Here is an 18,341-nt window from a genome sequence, read left to right as displayed (position 1 = left end):
CGTCACGCGTAGTCGTCGATCCGACCTGGTAACCCGCCCTTCGGCGCCAAGGCTATCCGGCCACCGCCGGCCGGACCGCAGCGCCGGGCCCGGGGTGATGGGTTCGTCCGAGCAGGACGGCCAGCCGCGCGCGACCGCGGGCGCAGCGACTCTTGACAGTGCCCGGTGCCACGCCGAAGGCGTGGGCGGCATCAGCGACCGAATAGCCCTGCATATCGACGGCGACCACTGCCGCCCGCTGGTCGGTGGGCAATCGGGACAACGCTGCGCGCACTTCCAGCGCCGTCTCTACCGCGGCGGTGTGGTCACCGGCAATGGCGTGCGTGACGAGCAGTTCGGTGTAAGAGATCTTGTTGCGGCGCAAGCGATCCAGGCAGGCGTTGATCACGATCCGGTGCAGCCAGCTACCGACGGCGGCGTTGTAGCGAAACGATCCTGCCGCCCGGTGTGCCGACAACATCGCCTCCTGCAGCGCATCCTCGGCGTCTTCCGGACACCCGGTGGTGAGCCGGGCCAACCGGCGCAGCTGGCGGTGGTGGCGGCCATAGAGCTCGCCGAAGGCGTAGCGGTCACCGGCGACATGCGCGGCCAACAGCTCGGCGTCGCTGCGGTCCGGGTGCGCCATGGGCGGACAGTAACCAGCGGTGACCCCGTGGGCACTTCACCCAAACGAGCTGTGCACAGGTTGGCGGTGCCAACGATCGACTAGGACGCTCCCTGCACGGTGATCTCGGAGATCTGGGTGCGGCTCTCGCCACCCGTGTTGCCCATCGTGGAGATCCACACCAGCAGGTTCGAGGTCGGAGACGCCGAATCGGCGGTGATCTTGTTGGAACCGGGCTGGAGCGCCTTCGCCGGGGCCAACAGGGTGGTGTCCTCGAGCCGTGATGGCTTCGGTGTCGAAGAGGAGCGCAGCTCCACTCGGGTGCCGGTGCTGGACACGTTGAGCGTGACAGTGCCGATCACGGTGGGCTTGGGCAGTTGCAGCATCAGCCCGACGCCGTTCTTGAAGTTCGGGAAGGGCACCGGGTCGGAGTAAGTGTCCGTCGACCAAGCGGTGGCCGGATTGCCGTCGATTGCCAGACCGGCGTCCTGGGGCCGGTCCGCCTCACCGCCGGGGGAGAAGACCGTCACCTGCACCGGCTTCACGATGCCGCTGGGCCCGGAGGTGCCCGTCTGCGACGACGCCGACGGACTGCTCAAGCCCAGTTCGGTCTTGTCCAACCCGTTGACGTCGCCGAAGATCCGGTTGAGCACCGAGGCCAGCACCAGCAGCGCGACCAGGATGACGGCCCCGCCGATGCTCAGGCCGATCAGCACCCGGCGGCGCCGCTCGGCCCGCGTCTCGTCGTCTGGCGGCGCCGGTGCCGGACGGGGTGCGGGCGCCTCGTCGCCGACGGTGCCCAACAGCTCGGTCTGCTCGTGCAGGGCGGTGGCCTGCTGCAGCAGGTTCGACAGCGTCGACGCGCCGCGGATCCCACCGTCGGGCTGGATCGCATGGCTGGCTGCCGCGGCGATCTGGAACGGGATGTCCGGGTTGATCGCGTCGGGTTTGACCGGGTTGCCGGCCTCGTCGCGGTCGGCGGGCTCCAGTCCCACGTCGGCCCCGGCATCGGCCAACGGCCACCGGTTGACCAGCAGCGCGTACAGGGTGGCGCCGATTCCGCGGATGTCGTCCTCGGGCTTGGTGTCCGGCAGCGTGGCGGGGAAGGCCAGCGTGACGTCGCCGTCGATGCTGACCCGGACCCGGGCCGGGTGGTCGATCGACAGGGCCACGCCATTCTGGTGAGCGGATTCGGCCGCGGTGGCCAACGACCGGATCGCGCGGGCGGCACCGATCGGTGACGGCGAGGTGCCGGCCACCTCCTGCAGCGAGGCGCCGCGCACCCATTCGGAGACCACGAGCCCGCCCGCGCCGACGCGTACCACGTCCAGCACCCGGGCGATGCCGGGTAGGTTGATCTGGCTGAGCCGCTGGGTGCGCGACAGCACGCCGGTGAGCTGGTCATCGGCCATCGTCTGATTCGGGTCGACGAACGTCAGCGCGACCTGTCGATCCAGCGCCGTGTCCAGTGCCTGCCAGAACTGCAGCACCGGGGTGCCGCCGTGGCGTACCAGCAGCCGGTAGCGGCCGCCGGCGATGCTCAGGCCCGGCGTCAGCAAGCTGTCGTTGCCGGCTGACTCGGGGGCCTCGGCGGCCCGCTGAGACTGCTGCGGAGCAACGGTCCGCGACGCGGCCCGAGACCCGGCGCCCTCGGAAGGAATGTCGGCCACCTCCGCGCCTTTCGGTGTCCGGCCACCGGAGATGTGTTCCGGCGGCGTGTGCGCGGCGGGATCGTTCGGGACGTTCCCGCCGGCTGTGGGCAAACAGTTGTGCTCAGCGTACGGGACGCTCGTGTCGGGAGATGGCGGGTTGGGCATGCCGATCGGGGCTCCGCCGGCACCGATTCTTCGGCGCACCGCGGCCATGGCGGCGACCGCCTCGGGCACCTCGGCGCGCACCATGACCGCCCCGATGATGGGCAACATCACCAGCATCATGACCAGCAGGCGCAGCATCGATCCGGCCGCGCCGTGGTCGGTCAGCATCCGCAGGCCCAGCACTCGATCCAGCACCTCGGCGACCAGTCCGGCCAGCAGCGACGCCGTCAACGTCACCAGCACGGTGCGGATCACGTCCGGCCCCAGCACATGCCCGCTCACCGGACGCAGCGAGCGCCGCAGCAGCACGTGCCCGACGATCGCGCCCGCGAGAAAGCCCAGGCCGTTGGCCAGGCCGAGGTAGGCAGCCACCAGATCGGGATTGTCGGTCAGGTGCGGGGCTGCCACCGACGCGAGGATCTTCACCGCGGTGATCACCACGATGATGGCGATGGGCGTCCACGGCTGCTCCCGGGCGTAGAACACCCGCAGCTGCAGCAGCACCATGGCGTAGGGGATCAACGTGAAGGCCGACATCGCCACCGCAGCGCCGAGGAATCCCGCGTCGACGTTGCCGAAGTTGCCGTAGGCGAACAGTGCGCTGCCGATCGCCGGGCCGCCGACGGTCATCAGCGCCACGATCGGAATCAGGGTGATCATCATCAGCCGGGTGGCCAGGGACAGATCGGCCAGCACCGCGGGGTCGTCGCCGGCGGCGGCGTTGCGGCTCAGCCGCGGCATCACCACGGTCAGCACCGTCACGCCGATCATCCCGAACGGCAGCTGCAGTAACAGCCAGGCGTAGTAGTAGATCGCCGGGCCGGACGCGGCGGCGGTGCTGGCGATCTGATTGGTCACCACCAGGCCGACCTGGCTGATCAAGACGTAGAGCACCATCGCCGAGGCCATCGTGCCGAAACGCTTGAGCCGGTCGTCGATACCCCACAGCGGGCGCAGACTGATCCGCTCCCGCCGGATCGCCACCAGCAGAACGGCGGTCTGGGCGACGACGCCGGCCGTGGTGCCTAGGCCAAGTACCAGTAGCTTGGCGTTGCCCATCCGCACCGGGTCGACCGACAGTTCCCCCGGCACCAGCAGGTAGGCCACCAGGGTGGCGATCGCCACGACGTTGTTGACCACCGGCGCCCAGGCGGGCGCCCCGAAGATGTTGCGGGTGTTCAGGATCGCCATGAACACCGAGGACAGCCCGTAGCAGATCACCTGGGGCAGCAGCAGATAGGCGAATGCGATGGTCAGCGGTTTGTTGACCTGAGGGTCGCCGCCCAGCATCAACCGCACCAGCATCGGCGCCGCCGCCACCGAGATGACGGTGGTGGCCAGCAGCAGGGCGGTGGCCAGCGTGACCAGCCGACGTACGAACGCGGCACCGCCGTCGGCGTCGTCACGTTCAGCTCGGGCCAGCACCGGCACGAAGATCGCGGTGAACGTCGCCTCCAGCACCAGGGCGGCGATCTGGTTCGGCAACTGGTTGGCCACCGAGAAGGCGCTCGACAGTGCGGCCCCCAGGATCGCCGCCAACAGCACCACCCGGATGAAACCGGTGATGCGGCTGACCAGAGTCGCCAAAGCCATCCCCCAGGAGCGCGACACCACGGCGGCGTCGGACAGCTCGGGGCGTGCGGGTTGCTGGGCCGGCGTGCTCACCGGTCTCCGCCTGAGCTGGTTGGGGGTGCGGGCAGGTCGGCCCGGTCGGGCTGGCCGCGGAAGCGATGCCAGAGTCGGCGCCCGGTGAGCACCGTCAGTGCCGCCGCTGCAGTCATGGTGATCAAGAACAGCACCATGCCGTAGGCGTTGGAATGCACCGACAATCGGACGGACTCACCCAGCGGCAGACCGTCAGGGGTCTGCAGGGCAGCGTCGACGACGAAGTGCTGGTTGACGCGTACCTCGACCGGAACCCGCAACGGCAGATACCCCGGCGGCAACTCCAACTCCCCGACATCGGTCACCGTCATGCCGGGTGGCGCGTCGACGTGCAGCCGCACCCGGATCGGTACCGCCAGATCGTTGCGCAGCGCCAGCGGCAGCGGGCTGTGCTCGGTGGCCAGCGTGTAGGAGTCGGCGGGGTTGACGATGGTGACCGCGCCGATCAGATCGGTGACGGTGTTGCCGATGATCGCCAGCCGCTGCGCCGCCAGGCCGTTGCGGACATCGACCGGCTCGGACTGGGTCAGTGCGCGCAGCATCCCTTCGGCGAGCGGCGCGGTGTATTGGTCACCGGTCAGGCCGGTGCGGGCGTCGGTGGTCAACGCCGAGGTCAAGCCCGACAACCGGCCGATGTCGTTGGCCACCGCGCCGATGATCTCCGGGCCGAAACCGCCCGCCGGCTGTTGGGTCGGCAGTGGATGCTCCGGGAGGGTTGTCACGTTGCGCGCTTCGGCGATCACCGCGGTCAGTGGCCGGGCCACGGCCAGCCCGGAGCGCAGCGCGGTGGCCAGGGTGGTCAGCACGGCCTGAGCGTCGTCGGCGCGGGGCTTCCAGTACGCCGGCGGCATCAGAATCTCGTCGCGTGGCGCACCGGGGCTCTCCGGGGACTCCAGTCCGCGCCACAACATGGAGCCCAGGGCGTCCTGGCGACGGGCCAGCGCCGAGTCGTGACGAAGCCGGACGGCTAACGAGGTGTCCTGGTAGCTGGGCGCGACCGGATCGGTGCCCATCGCCGCCAGTGCGGCGCCGACGGCGGGGTCATACGGCACGGACACCAGCTGTGGGGACACCCGCCGCGGGGTGACGTCGGCGGTGGCCGAGGCGCCGGACGCCGAGTCTTGCGCCGCGCAGTCGCCGGCGGTGATCACCACCGCGCCGCCCTGGGCACTGATCAGGTCCGCGGCGCCGGTCGTGAGCCGGCCATCGCCGAGCAGGACCACACCACGGGTCGAGCTCACCTCGAGGATGCGGTCGACGATGTCGGCGGGTTTGTGCAGCGCGATCTCGTCGAGGCGCCCGTCGCCCACCCGCGCGAGTGCGTCCAGGTCGGTCTGCGCGTAGGGGGTCGCCGTGACGCAGGTGTGGTGTGCCAACCGCCGCAGCCGTTCCAGCCAGGTCCGGGCTGCATCGCGGCCGGTGCCCGGATGCGAGGTAGCACTTTCGGGGGAGTCGGCGACGACGTAGCCGTTGGTCATCGCGTTGACGGTGACCGCCAGGTCGGGGTCGACAGCCAGGCACAGAGCTTGGTTGACCACTCCGTTGGCGTCGACCGCGGGACTGGTGGCGAATTCGGCGGCGGACAGCAACGCGTCGAGGCGTCCGCCAGGGGCCAGCGATGTCGCCAGGTCGTCGTCGGTGAGCCGCACCGGCAGGGTGCCGCCGGGCGCGCCGGGGGTCAGCCTGGGCCGATCGGCCAGCGGCCAGAACATGGTGAGCCGCACCGGTTGCGAGATGTCGGGTGGGACGGCGCCGGCCGACAGGTCGGCGTCCGGATCGGGTTTGGGTAGGCCGGTCACCGGGAGCAGGAAGCGGGCGTCGTCAAGCCGGGTCGGCTCGCCGTAGTCGGGTGTGCCGTTGACGTTGACCAGCACCGGATAGATACCGGGGTGGTCGATGTTCAAGGCCGGCTGGCTCGCCGAGCGCAGCGGCGCCGACAGGGTGAAGCGGGCTTCCTGACCGCGCTGCAGCTCGGCCGCCACCGTGCTGAACGTGCCTACCGCGCGGTACTGGTCGTTGGCTCCGCTGAGGTTGGTGCGCAGCCCGGCAGAGGAGGCGACGGCGCCGGCCTGCTCGAGGCGCACCATCACATCGCGGACCGGGCGGTCGCCCACATTGCTCACCGTGCCGGCGACCGTGACGAGCGGGACGCTGGAGGTGGTGACGACCTCCGGGGTGACGCGGTCGATGCGGATCTGGACGAACGGCGCCACATCGGGTTCGCCGGCGGGGACATGCGGGGCGGCGCCGCCGAGCGCCGTGCCGAGGGTCATCAGGAGGGCGGCCACCACCGCCGGGAGGGCCGCCAACCGCCTCGGCGAGGGACCCCCACCGCTTCGTCGCGTGCGGGTCACGGGTCCAGCCTGCGACCGTTCTTCGGGTCCGGCGAGTTCTCGCCTGCGCGAGTACGGCGGGCGCGGGAATGCGTCTGCTGGCGTCGCCAGGGTGCGGTCACCGGCAGGGGCGGCAGGGCGGCCGGGCCGTCGGCCTGCAACCGGTCGATCAACTCGTCGGCGACCAGCGCCAACCGTCGCTCGTCGGCGTACGCCAAGCGGGACGGCAGCTCCCGGATCGGCACCCACGCCACTTCAGCGACCTCGACATCGTCGTCGCACAACTCTCCACTGGAGAACCGCATCAGATAGTGGTGCACGGTCTTGTGCACCCGGCGACCCTCGGTGACGAACCAGTAGTCGATGCTGCCCAGCGCAGCCAGCACGCTGCCTTGCACGCCGGTTTCTTCCGCGACCTCGCGAATCGCGGTCTGCTCGGCGGTCTCACCGACTTCGATATGTCCTTTGGGCAGTGACCACAGCATCCTGCCCCGTCGGTCGACTCGGCCGATCAGTGCCGCGACCTGCTCTTCGCGCGGGCCGTCGATGCCGTCGACGACCAGCCCACCCGCGGAGGTCTCGTGCACGGTGCGCAACCGATCCGGCCCGTGCCGCGCGGTCCGGGGCCGCCGCTGAGCCGCCCGACTCGGAGTCGCGGTCGGGCTGGGGCTGGCCTCGGTGGCCGGGGATTCGGCGTGGTTGATTTTCGGACCAGACGTGCGTCGACCACGACGCCGCCTGCGGCGCCGTCCCGAATTGGCTTCTCCGCCGTCGGCCGACACCCATGCGATAGTAGCTGGCACGCTCGGGCCGACCTGCCTCCCTCGCCGGTGACCCGCGGGGCCCGGTTTCGCCGTGCTGAGTCCGCCGAGAGTGCGGAATAGTGGGTGCGGCCCGCGAAAAACCTACGAAACCGCACACTCGGCCGCGAGACGGCCCGCTTCGCCCGGCTTCGCCGTCCTCGCGACCACCGCTAAGCTCATCGAACGTGCCTGAAGCCCATCAAGACGCCGACCTGCTGACCACGGCGGCCGTCGCGCTGAATCGGCACGCCGAGTTGCTGCGCAGCCTCGGCGCGATGTTCGCCGAAGCCGGCCAGGAGATCTACCTGGTCGGCGGATCGGTCCGCGACGCACTGTTGGGCCGGCCGAGCCCGGATTTGGATTTCACCACCGACGCGCGCCCCGAACAGGTGCAGCGCATTTTGCGGGGTCGCACCGAAGCGATGTGGGACACCGGTATCGAGTTCGGCACGGTGGGCGCGACGCTGGTGGGGCAACGCGTGGAGATCACCACTTTCCGGGCCGACAAATACGACCAGGTGTCCCGCAATCCCGAAGTGCGCTTCGGGGATTCGCTCGATGAAGATCTGGTACGCCGCGACTTCACCGCCAACGCGATGGCGGTCCGCATCACCGCGGCGGGGCCGGGAGAGTTCCTCGACCCGCTCGGCGGGCTGGCGGCGTTGCGGGAGGGTGTGCTCGACACACCGACCGCACCGCAGGTTTCCTTCGGCGATGACCCGCTTCGGATGTTGCGCGCCGCCCGGTTCGTTTCGCAGCTCGGCTTCACGGTGGCGCCGCGGGTGCGTGCCGCGATCGAGGACATGGCGCCAGAGCTCGCTCGCATCACCGCGGAACGCGTGGCCGCCGAATTGGACAAGCTGCTGGTGGGCGCCGACCCGGTAGCCGGCCTGGATCTGATGGTGGCCACCGGGATGGGTGATGTGGTGCTGCCCGAGGTGGGCGGCATGCGGATGGCGATCGACGAGCATCACCAGCACAAGGACGTCTACCAGCATTCGCTGACCGTGCTGCGTCAGGCGATAGACCTGGAGGATCCTGGGCCCGCAGGTGGTCCCGATTTGGTCCTGCGCTGGGCAGCGTTGCTGCACGACATCGGCAAGCCGGCCACCCGCCGGCACGAAACTGACGGTGGCGTCAGTTTCCACCACCACGAGGTGGTGGGCGCGAAGATGGTCCGGAAGCGGATGCGCGCGCTGCGCTACTCCAAGCAGATGGTCGACGACGTGTCCCAGCTGGTCTACCTGCACCTGCGGTTCCACGGCTACGGCGACGGCAAGTGGACCGACTCGGCGGTGCGGCGCTACGTCACCGACGCGGGGCCCCTGCTGGCACGGCTGCACAAGCTGGTGCGGGCGGACTGCACCACCCGCAACAAGCGGCGCGCGGCTCGTCTGCAGGCCAGCTACGACCAGCTCGAAGAGCGCATCGCCGTCTTGGCCGAGCAGGAAGACCTCCAGCGCGTGCGGCCGGACCTGGATGGCAACGAGATCATGGCGCTGCTCGACATTCCGGCGGGTCCGCAGGTGGGCCGCGCATGGAGCTATCTCAAAGAGCTGCGCCTGGAGCGCGGGCCGTTGACGCGCGAGGAGGCGACGGCCGAGTTGCTGTCGTGGTGGCAGACACAGGGGAACCGATAGCCGCAGTGCCGCGTCTGAGCAGGGTATGGACTACTGCCTGGGCGACGGGGACGGTGCGGCCACCATGTGGACCGGCACTCCGGACTTGGATCTTGACGGGGACGGATTGGCCGATGCCGTCAGCCTCGATTTCGACGGAGACGGACTGCGCGACGACGCGCTGGCGGATCTTGATGGGGACGGGGTAGCCGACCACCTCCTGCTGGACGTCGACGACGACGGCACCCCGGAGGCCTCCTTCATCGATGACGGCTCCGGCACCTGGGGACAGGGCGCCACGGCGGGCTCGGCAGATCGATCGGGCGGGCTGCGCTGGCTGGGGCTTGACGACGTCGAGCACACCGGCGGTCCGCTGGTGGATTTCGACGGTGACGGGCGGGTCAACGACCGGCTGCTGGACTCCGACGGCGACGGGCGGGCCGATCGGGTGCTGATCGGCAGTGAGCCGGGCCGCTACGGCGCGGCCTACGTCGACACCGACGGTGACGGACGGTGGAACGTCAAGCTCACCGACGCCGATGGTGACGGTGCCGCCGATGGCGCCACCGTGCTGTGAACTGCCGGACCTGTAGGGGGTTTCGGCGAATGGCCAATCCGGAAATGCTGAACTCGGCGACATCTTTGCCTCGGGTATGACGCCCACGGGGGCACCAGTGAAGAAGATGCGGCCGGGTCTCGCTTTCGCGCTGACGCGCTCACCGCCCGGCGCCGTGCTGGTTCGGCGCCGGCTCGCTTTCGCGCTGACGCGCTCAGCGCCCCCGGCCGGGAGGCCCCGCGAAGGCTTGGGCGATCTCCAACCAACGCTGCGCGTCGTCACCGTGGGCGGTGACGTCCAGGTCGGCCAGCGCACGCCGCTGCGTCACCAAAAAGCAGAAGTCCTCGGCTGTTCCGGTCACCCGCTGTTCGGCGTTCACCGGGCCCCATGCCCACACTCCGCCCCCGGGAGCGTGAAGTTCCACGTGAAACGGTTCCGTCGGCGGGGCCAGGTTGTGCACGGTGAAGGCGAAATCCCGAGTCCGCACCCCCAGATGGGCGATCGAGCGCAACCGCGCCGTGGGGCGCCGGCGCACCCCGAGCGCGTCGGCCACGTCCAGGCCATGCGCCCAGGTCTCCATCAGCCGAGCAGTGGCCATCGAGGCCGCGCTCATCGGCGGACCGAACCACGGCAGCTTGCGACCGTCAGCCACACCGAGCAGCTCCTGGTGCAGCTTCGCGCGGGTCGAGCGCCAGTCGGCCAACAGCTCGGCCGGCGGCAGCTGGGCCAGATCGGCGGCGGCGGCGTCGACGAATCCGGCCGGATCCTTCATCGCGTCGGCGAGTGCGGCAGCAAAACCCGCCTCGTCGGTGATGGCGGTCAGCGACACCCGATCGGTCCACAGCAGATGACCGATCTGATGAGCGATCGACCAGCCCGCCGCCGGCGTGGGCGTGCCCCACTGACTGTCGGCAAGCGGGGCCACCAGGGCGTCGAGCTCGTCGCTTTCGGCGCTCAGATCGGCGACGATCGATTCAGTTTCGGCCATGCTCGTACTTTAGGCCCACCGGTTCGCGGCGCCGCCCGATGAACGCGTGACCGGCCAAACCGACCAGGTACAGCAGGGTCCCGGCCACAATCAGCGACGGCGCCTGCCCGTCGGGGGGAATCAGCGCCGCGGCGCCGGCCACAGCGACAATGAACGACACCCAAAACAGCGAATCCTGTACCGCAAAGACGTGTCCGCGCAGGGCGTCGTCGACGTCGATCTGCATGGCGGTGTCGGCGCAGAGCTTGACCACCTGCCCGGCGACTCCGAGCAGGAATCCGCACAACACCAGCACCGGAAGGTACAGCCCGACGGCGGCCAGTTGGATGATGGCAGCCGCCGCCAGGGCGCCGTTGGTGGTGGCGTAGCGGCCCCAGCGGTGCACCGCCGGCGGGGTCAGCACGGTGGCCAGAAATGACCCGGCGCCGGCCGAGGCGACGAACAACGCCGTGGTGCCCAGGCCGGACACCGTGTGCTCGCCGACGTGCCGAACCAGCACCAGCACCACCAACGTGTTGATACCGAAGGCCATCCGGTGCGCGGCCAGTCCGGACAGGGTGGCGGCCACGGTGGGCCGGTCGCGCACCGTCCGGATGCCGTGCATCCAGCCCGTCGTCACCGCATAGAGCACCGAGCCGTGGATCGCCCGCTTGGTGTCGTCCGGACCGAGCACGTGGGCTTCGAAGCGCAGCGAGAGCACCAGGGCGATCGCGACCGGGATGGCTACGGCCGCGATGATCGACGCCGCACCGCGGTCGTCGGCACCGATCAGCCAGCGCGGCAGCAGCATGAAGTTGGCGCCCAAAAAGGCGGCCACCGCACCGATGGCGATCGCCACGGCGTTCATCGTCACGACCTGCTCGCGCGGCACCACGTGTGGCAGTGCCGCCGACAGCCCGGAGGCGATGAACCGGGTGAAGCCGTTGGCGATCAGGGCCGCGCACAGCACCGGCAGATCACCGGTACCGACAGCCAGCAGCGCCGCGATCCCGAGTACCAGCACCAGCCGGGCGACGTTGGCCACCACCATCACCTGTCGTCGATCCCAGCGGTCCAGCAGCGCGCCAGCGAACGGGCCCAGCACCGAATACGGCAGGAACAGCACGGCGAAAGCACCCGCGATCGCCCACGGGGAGGCGGCTCGGTCCGGGTTGAACAGCAGCGCTCCGGCCAGCCCGGCTTGGAACAGGCCGTCGCCGAATTGGCTGGCGGCCCGCAGTTCCAGCAGTCTGCGGAACTCCGGCAGGCCGCGCGCCGACCGCCACACTGTCGCGGGTGCGCGGTTGTCCACCACAGAACCTCTTCCAGACTCGGGCGGCACGCGGCACCGGCCCCAAACCAGCCTACAAATATTGCGGGTCGGCCGATGTTCGGCACAGCTCAACACGGATGGCGGCGGTGGGTGTCATGATGGAAAAATGGCCCAACCCGAAGACCCCGAGGACTATGTCGCGCCCGCTGCGCATCGGGTACGGGCTGGCACGCTGCTGTTGGCCAACACCGATCTGCTCGAGCCCACGTTTCGTCGCACCGTGATCTACGTGGTCGAGCACAACGACGGTGGAACCTTGGGCGTGGTGCTCAACCGCCCCAGTGAGACTGCTGTCTACAACGTGCTGCCGCAGTGGTCCGAGCTGGCCGCGAAACCCAAAACGATGTTCATCGGTGGCCCGGTGAAACGTGACGCCGCCCTGTGCGTCGGGCTGTTGCGGGTCGGCGCCGAGCCCCACGGTGTGCCCGGCCTGCGGCACATCGACGGCCGGCTGGTGATGGTCGATCTCGATGCGGATCCCGAGACCATCGCGCCGCATGTGGAGGGTGTGCGGGTCTTCGCCGGCTATGCCGGTTGGACCATCGGCCAGCTCGAGGGCGAGATCGAGCGCGATGACTGGATCGTGCTCTCGGCGCTCCCGTCGGATGTGATGGTGCCGCCGCGAGTCGACCTGTGGGGACGAGCGCTGCGTCGGCAGCCGTGGCCCACCGCGCTGCTGGCCACCCACCCGATCGACATCAGCCGCAACTGAGCCGGCGGCCGGCACCGCCCGAGGCGTCTTACCCGCAACCGCAGCCGCTGCCGCATCCGGAGGCCGGCTCCGGCGGCGCGGGGTCTCCGCAACCGCAGCCCGCTCCGCAACCCGCCTCCTCGACGGGCGCACTGTCACCGCAACCGCAGCCAGACCCGCAACAGCCGGCGGCGGCGGCTGCATTGGCCTGAGCCGACAGGCGTGCCGCGTAGCGGGCCCCCTGCCAAGCTCCGGCGGCCAGCGTGGCGAGTGCCCCGGTGATCGAGATGATCAGCGCCAGCAGTGCCATCGACGACGGGCCGGCCAGCACCAGCACGCCGCCCACGCCCAGGATCACCCCGACGGCGATCTGGGCGGGCGCAACCGCCCGCAGCACCAACTGTTCGGGGTCACCGGTGAGCGGGCTCACCAGCGTCCGCACACCGAACACCAGCGACACCACCGCCGCAATCAGGCACACGACACCCATGATCAGCATGGGTCCACCATACGAGCTGGGCAGTTACCCCGTGGTGCCCACCTGGTGGCGGATGACGCCTGACTCCACCGGAGGGTGGGGGGCGTCGAGTGGCGGCGGGGCGGTGCCCACCTGGTGGCGCACCGTGCCCGATTGCACCGGGCCGCTGGGGGCAGGCGGCGGCGGGTTGGTACCGGGCCGCTCGACCCGGAATCCGTTGATGATCCCGTCGGTCGCGGGAGCCGCGCCGATCGCGCGACCGGCACCGGTGGTCACGGTCAGTGACACCAGGTAGGCCGTGTCGTCTGTCGGCACGATCACGTGGCGCCGCGACGTGTTCAGCGTCATGTCGGCGTCGCGGTAGGTCCCCTCGATGATCGACGAGGGAAACCCGTTGAAGTCGTTCAGGGAGGCGTTGGTGGTCTGCCAGGCCATCAGTGTCTGGCTGTCGACGAACCCGTGCGTGATCGCTTCCTTGGGGTCGAACTGTCCGTCCAGCCGGTAGACCACGACCTGGGCGTTGGGGGTGTAAAGCGACCCGCCGCGCCGGTCGGCGATCACTGCGAACGCGTCGGGGACGTTGGGGTCGGGCACGTGGGACCAGCCCGCCGGCATCGGCAAGGTGATGTTGAACGCGTTGAACCCGGCGGGCTGTTGCGGCTGCAACTGCACCTTCTTGGCCGCGAAGTAGTCGCGCATGGTGCCCGAGGTCGCCGGCACGAGACCGCTCGGCGGCGCTACCGCGGCCGGGATACCAGGTACGCCCGCCGGCGGCGGGATCGCGGGCGCCGGAGCCGCCGGGCGCGGCGCCGATGCCAGCGGCCCGGTCACCGGCGCTGCTGCCGGCTGGGCGGCGGGGCCGTAGGGGTTCGGCTGTGCCGGGACCAGCGGCTCGGCCGCCACGACGGGGCTACCGGCCAAGCCTGCCGCCATCACAGCGGCGCAGCCGAAGAGGAGTCGCCAACGGTGCGCGGTGTTCGTCATCTCCAGGGTCCTTCCGGGGCGGGCCGGGTAGTGATGCCCTGGCCGTGAAATGACGGTAGCCACGCGCCGACAGCGTGGCCAGGGCTGCAACCGACCTGGAACGAACCCCTCACCGGGTCGCAATCCAACTGATACCAAGCTGTGGCGATCAGACCGAAAAGCGCCGCCGTTTACCCTGTTGAGGTGAACGAAGCCCCGACCACTCAGGTACCCGGCGACCCGCTTGAACTCAGCGACCAGGCGCCCCGGCACCGCTACAACGCGACGCTGGCCGGGCGTATCGAAGACACCTGGCAGCACCACTGGGAGCAGGCGGGCACCTTCAACGTCGCCAACCCGGTCGGTTCGCTCGCACCGACCGACGGTTCGACAGTTCCCGCCGACAAGATGTTCGTCCAGGACATGTTCCCCTACCCATCCGGGGACGGCCTGCACGTCGGACACCCGCTCGGCTACATCGCCACCGACGTCTATGCCCGCTACTTCCGGATGACCGGCCACAACGTGCTGCACGCCCTGGGCTTCGACGCGTTCGGCCTGCCCGCCGAGCAGTACGCGGTGCAGACCGGCACCCACCCGCGCACCCGTACCGAGGCCAACGTCGAGAACTTCCGCCGGCAGCTACGACGCCTCGGCCTGGGTCACGACAGCCGGCGCAGCTTCTCCACCACCGACGTCGACTTCTACAAGTGGACGCAATGGATCTTCCTGCAGATCTACAACGCCTGGTTCGACCCGAGTGCGAACAAGGCGCGTCCGATCTCCGAGCTGATCGCCGAATTCGACGCGCGCGCACGCATTCTCGACGATGGCCGGGACTGGGCGCAGCTGTCGGCCGGTGAGCGCGCCGACGTCATCGACGGCCACCGACTGGTCTACCGCACGGACTCGATGGTCAACTGGTGTCCGGGGCTGGGCACCGTGTTGGCCAACGAAGAGGTCACCGCCGATGGGCGAAGCGACCGCGGCAATTTCCCGGTGTTCCGGAAGCGGTTGCGGCAGTGGATGATGCGGATCACCGCGTACTCCGACCGGCTGCTCGATGATCTCGAACTGCTGGACTGGCCGGAGAAGGTCAAGACCATGCAGCGCAACTGGATCGGGCGCTCCACCGGTGCGGCGGCATTGTTCGGCGCGGTCACCACCGACGGTTCAGCGGTGGACATCGAGGTGTTCACCACACGCCCGGACACGCTTTTCGGTGCCACCTACCTGGTGCTCGCCCCCGAGCACGAGCTGGTCGACCGACTGGTCGTCGACGCGTGGCCGGACGGGGTGGACCAACGTTGGACTTTCGGAGCAGCCACCCCAACAGCTGCCGTCGCCGACTATCGCAAGGCGATCGCGGCGAAGTCGGACCTGGAGCGCCAGGAGAACAAGACCAAAACCGGTGTCTTCCTGGGTAGTTACGCCACCAATCCCGCCAACGGGCAGCAGGTGCCGATCTTCATCGCCGACTACGTGCTGGCTGGCTACGGCACCGGCGCCATCATGGCGGTTCCCGGGCACGACCAGCGAGACTGGGAGTTCGCCGCCGAGTTCGGCCTACCGGTAATCGAAGTCATTGCCGGCGGCGACATCTCAGAATCCGCTTACGCCGGCGACGGCACCCTGGTCAATTCCGGTCCGCTAGACGGTATGGCGGTCGGTGACGCCAAGAAGGCGATGACGCAACAGCTGGAGGAGCAGGGCCGCGGCTGGGCTCGCATCGAATACAAGTTGCGGGACTGGCTTTTCGCCCGGCAGCGGTACTGGGGCGAGCCGTTCCCGATCGTTTTCGATGCCGACGGTCGCGCGCACCCGCTGGACGCGGAGGCACTGCCGGTCGAGCTGCCTGACGTCGCCGACTACTCACCGGTGCTGTTCGACCCCAACGACGCGTCCAGCGAACCCTCACCCCCGCTGGCCAAGGCGACCGACTGGGTGCATGTCGAGCTGGACCTCGGCGACGGACTGCAGCCCTACACCCGTGACACCAATGTCATGCCGCAGTGGGCCGGAAGTTCCTGGTACGAGTTGCGTTACACCGACCCGCACAACAACGAACGCTTCTGCGCGCCGGAGAACGAGGCCTACTGGATGGGGCCCCGGCCCGCCGAGCACGGACCCAATGACCCGGGCGGCGTGGACCTCTACGTCGGCGGCGCCGAGCACGCGGTGCTGCACCTGCTGTACTGCCGCTTCTGGCACAAGGTGCTCTACGACCTCGGGCACGTCAGCTCGCGTGAGCCCTACCGCCGGTTGGTCAATCAGGGCTACATCCAGGCTGCGGCCTACACCGACGCCCGCGGGTCTTATGTGCCGGCCGCCGAAGTCGTGGAGCGCGACGGAAAGTTCTACCTCCCGGGCGCCGACGGTGACACGGAAGTCTTCGCCGAGTACGGCAAAATGGGTAAGAGCCTGAAGAATTCGGTGTCTCCCGACGAGATCTGCGAGAGCTACGGCGCCGACACGCTGCGGGTCTACGAGATGTCGATGGGTCCGCTGGATATGTCGCGGCCGTGGGCCACCAAGGACGTGGTCGGCGCACACCGCTTCCTGCAGCGGGTATGGCGCCTGGTGGTCGACGAGGAGACCGGCGAGAACCGGGTGCTCGACGGCGAGCCGGACACCGAGACCCTGCGACTGCTGCACCGCACCATCGTTGGGGTGTCGGAAGATTATGCGGCACTGCGCAACAACACCGCGGCTGCCAAGCTGATCGAGTACACCAACCACCTGACCAAGGAGCATCGCGAAGGGGTCCCGCGCTCGGCCGTCGAGCCGCTGGCGCTGCTGCTCGCACCGTTGGCTCCGCACTTGGCCGAGGAACTGTGGCGGCGACTCGGCCACGATTCCTCGCTGGCGCACGGTCCCTTCCCGGTCGCTGACCCGGCCTACCTGGTGACCGACACCGTCGACTACCCGGTACAGGTCAACGGCAAGAAGCGCGGACTGGTCACGGTACCCACCGATGCCGACGGTGACGCGATCAAGGCCGCTGCCCTGGCCGACGAGAAGGTGCAGGCGTTCTTGTCCGGTGCCACCCCGAAAAAGGTGATCGTGGTGCCCGGCCGATTGGTGAATCTGGTGGTGTGACAACGGTGCCGGTGCTGCGGAACCTCCTGACGCCATTCGTACTGTGGTGGCGGTACTGGCCGCAGCTGGCAGCGTGTTATCTTGCCGGGCTGGCGCTGCCCGCGCTCGCACGTGATCACCGGAAAGCCCAACGCGGCCACCGAGGTTCTGGTGTGCAGCAGCGGGATCATCGGCCGACTCGGGTCAGGGCGGCCGGATTACCGCTTCCCGCCGGTGCCCCCGGGGTCCGGACGGCTGGTCAACCTGGCGGTGTGGCAACGATTTGAGGCGACAGCATGTGGGTCGAAAGCGGAGCATTCCACGAGACGCTGGCGGAGCTGGGGCTGTTCGACGGCCTTGACGCCAGTGCCCGCGAGGAGCGTGCCGAGCTGGTGGTCTGGTTGCTGGAGCAGGGCTTCGAACTGGATCAGATTCGGGCCGAGGTGGCGCCGATGTTGATGCCGGCGCATCGTGCGTTGGGCCACGACGGCAAATACGTGTCAGAACGTCAGGTCAGCGCCGACTACGGCATCGACCTGGCCCTGTTGCAGGGCATCGAACGTGCGCTGGGGCTGCCGCGGTTGGATGATTCCGATGCCGCTCTGCTTTTGCGGGCCGACGGTGAGGCCGCCGTGCGATTGCAGCAACTTATCGGGGCGGGACTGGACCCGGGCCAGGTGCTGTTGATGATCCGCCGGCTTTCCGAGGGCATTTCCCGGGCGGTTCCGGCGTTCCGGTACAGCACCATATCGGCGATCATGCGGCCGGGCCTGACCGAGCTTGAGGTCGCCAAAGCTCACGAGGAGATTGTGCGGGCCGTTATCCCCTTGTTGGGGGACATGATTCGCGACATTCTATTTGTCCAGCTGCGGCGGGTGTTGGAAGGTGAGGAGGTCAACGCCACCGAGCGGGCGGCCGGGGTGGCGCTGCCCGGGGCGCGGCAGCTTGCGGTGGCCTTCGCCGACATGGTCGGGTTCACCCGGCTGGGCGAGGCGATACCGCCCGAGGAACTGGTGGGACTCGTTGAGCGCCTTGCCGATCTGGCGCACGAGGTGGTCAACCCTCCGGTGCGGCTGGTCAAGACGATCGGCGATGCGGTGATGCTGGTGTCGTCCGACGCCGCCAAGCTGCTCGGTGCCACGCTGCAGCTGCTGGACCGTGCCGCGGACGACCCCGCCCTGCCGCAACTGCGGGCCGGTATCGCGTCGGGATGGGCGGTGAGCCGAGCCCGGGATTGGTTCGGCAGCCCGGTGAACGTCGCGAGCCGGGTCACCAGCGTGGCCGAGCCGGGCGAGGTCATGACGGAGGGCGCGGCCCGCGAGGCCATCGGGGAGGCTCCGGGGTACGCCTGGTCGTTTGTCGGAACCCGTGCACTCAAGGGTGTGGAGGGCGAGACCAAATTGTTCCGGGTGCGGCGGCAGGAAACCCGATAGG

13 protein-coding genes are annotated in these 18,341 nt (G+C 69.3%); 5 read left to right on the top strand and 8 right to left on the bottom strand.

Translation table 11 applies throughout. From position 1 onward, the window contains the following. Nucleotides 1–52: 52 nt before the first annotated feature. From sigM to NM962_17425, 4 genes are all read right to left on the bottom strand, one after another. Complete coding sequence (gene sigM / locus NM962_17440; GenBank protein ID UVO11704.1) at nt 53–625, bottom strand: RNA polymerase sigma factor SigM; 573 nt, start codon at nt 623–625, stop codon at nt 53–55. A gap of 80 nt (nt 626–705) precedes the next feature. Beyond that, the gene (gene murJ / locus NM962_17435; protein UVO11703.1) at nt 706–4,086 is read right to left on the bottom strand and encodes a murein biosynthesis integral membrane protein MurJ; all 3,381 of its coding nucleotides are present in this window, start codon (nt 4,084–4,086) and stop codon (nt 706–708) included. Beyond that, the gene (locus NM962_17430; protein UVO14802.1) at nt 4,083–6,359 is read right to left on the bottom strand and encodes a hypothetical protein; all 2,277 of its coding nucleotides are present in this window, start codon (nt 6,357–6,359) and stop codon (nt 4,083–4,085) included. Before NM962_17430 ends, murJ begins: the two co-directional genes overlap by 4 nt. Nucleotides 6,360–6,436: 77 nt before the next feature. Beyond that, nucleotides 6,437–7,201 carry an NUDIX hydrolase gene (locus NM962_17425; GenBank protein UVO11702.1) on the bottom strand — a complete coding sequence of 255 codons (765 nt, stop codon included), beginning with the start codon at nt 7,199–7,201 and terminating at the stop codon, nt 6,437–6,439. 206 nt (nt 7,202–7,407) lie between these two features. Between NM962_17425 and NM962_17420 the strand changes: the two genes are divergently transcribed. Together NM962_17420 and NM962_17415 are read left to right on the top strand one after the other, a co-directional pair. After that, nucleotides 7,408–8,862 carry a CCA tRNA nucleotidyltransferase gene (locus NM962_17420; GenBank protein ID UVO11701.1) on the top strand — a complete coding sequence of 485 codons (1,455 nt, stop codon included), beginning with the start codon at nt 7,408–7,410 and terminating at the stop codon, nt 8,860–8,862. Between the two features lie 25 nt (nt 8,863–8,887). Beyond that, entirely contained in the window at nt 8,888–9,418 is a 531-nt protein-coding gene (locus NM962_17415) for a pullulanase (GenBank protein ID UVO11700.1), read from the top strand. 193 nt (nt 9,419–9,611) lie between these two features. Here NM962_17415 and NM962_17410 read toward each other — a convergent pair whose 3' ends face one another. Both NM962_17410 and NM962_17405 read right to left on the bottom strand, forming a co-directional pair. Next, complete coding sequence (locus NM962_17410) at nt 9,612–10,385, bottom strand: TIGR03084 family metal-binding protein (protein ID UVO11699.1); 774 nt, start codon at nt 10,383–10,385, stop codon at nt 9,612–9,614. Further along, nucleotides 10,372–11,676, bottom strand: a complete 1,305-nt coding sequence (locus NM962_17405; GenBank protein UVO11698.1) for an MFS transporter — start codon at nt 11,674–11,676, stop codon at nt 10,372–10,374. The genes NM962_17410 and NM962_17405 overlap by 14 nt, the downstream gene beginning before the upstream one ends. A gap of 127 nt (nt 11,677–11,803) precedes the next feature. Here NM962_17405 and NM962_17400 point away from each other — a divergent pair, with 127 nt between their 5' ends. Beyond that, a complete protein-coding gene (locus NM962_17400) occupies nt 11,804–12,409 on the top strand; it encodes a YqgE/AlgH family protein (protein ID UVO11697.1) in 606 nt (201 codons plus the stop codon). 28 nt (nt 12,410–12,437) lie between these two features. Here the strand turns inward: NM962_17400 and NM962_17395 are convergent, their stop codons facing one another. Together NM962_17395 and NM962_17390 are read right to left on the bottom strand one after the other, a co-directional pair. Then, nucleotides 12,438–12,887, bottom strand: coding sequence for a hypothetical protein (locus NM962_17395; GenBank protein UVO11696.1), 450 nt, complete (start codon nt 12,885–12,887; stop codon nt 12,438–12,440). Between the two features lie 24 nt (nt 12,888–12,911). Beyond that, nucleotides 12,912–13,850 carry an LpqN/LpqT family lipoprotein gene (locus tag NM962_17390; GenBank protein UVO11695.1) on the bottom strand — a complete coding sequence of 313 codons (939 nt, stop codon included), beginning with the start codon at nt 13,848–13,850 and terminating at the stop codon, nt 12,912–12,914. Between the two features lie 183 nt (nt 13,851–14,033). Here NM962_17390 and leuS point away from each other — a divergent pair, with 183 nt between their 5' ends. Beyond that, a complete protein-coding gene (gene leuS, locus NM962_17385; GenBank protein ID UVO11694.1) occupies nt 14,034–16,928 on the top strand; it encodes a leucine--tRNA ligase in 2,895 nt (964 codons plus the stop codon). Nucleotides 16,929–17,203: 275 nt separating this feature from the next. Then, nucleotides 17,204–18,340: an adenylate/guanylate cyclase domain-containing protein gene (locus tag NM962_17380; protein ID UVO11693.1), complete on the top strand. Its 1,137-nt coding sequence runs from the start codon at nt 17,204–17,206 to the stop codon at nt 18,338–18,340. Nucleotide 18,341: the final 1 nt, after the last annotated feature.

The organism is Mycobacterium sp. SVM_VP21, from assembly GCA_024758765.1.
Classification (GTDB): Bacteria; Actinomycetota; Actinomycetes; order Mycobacteriales; family Mycobacteriaceae; genus Mycobacterium; species Mycobacterium heraklionense_C.
This window is presented reverse-complemented; position numbering and strand designations above follow the sequence as displayed.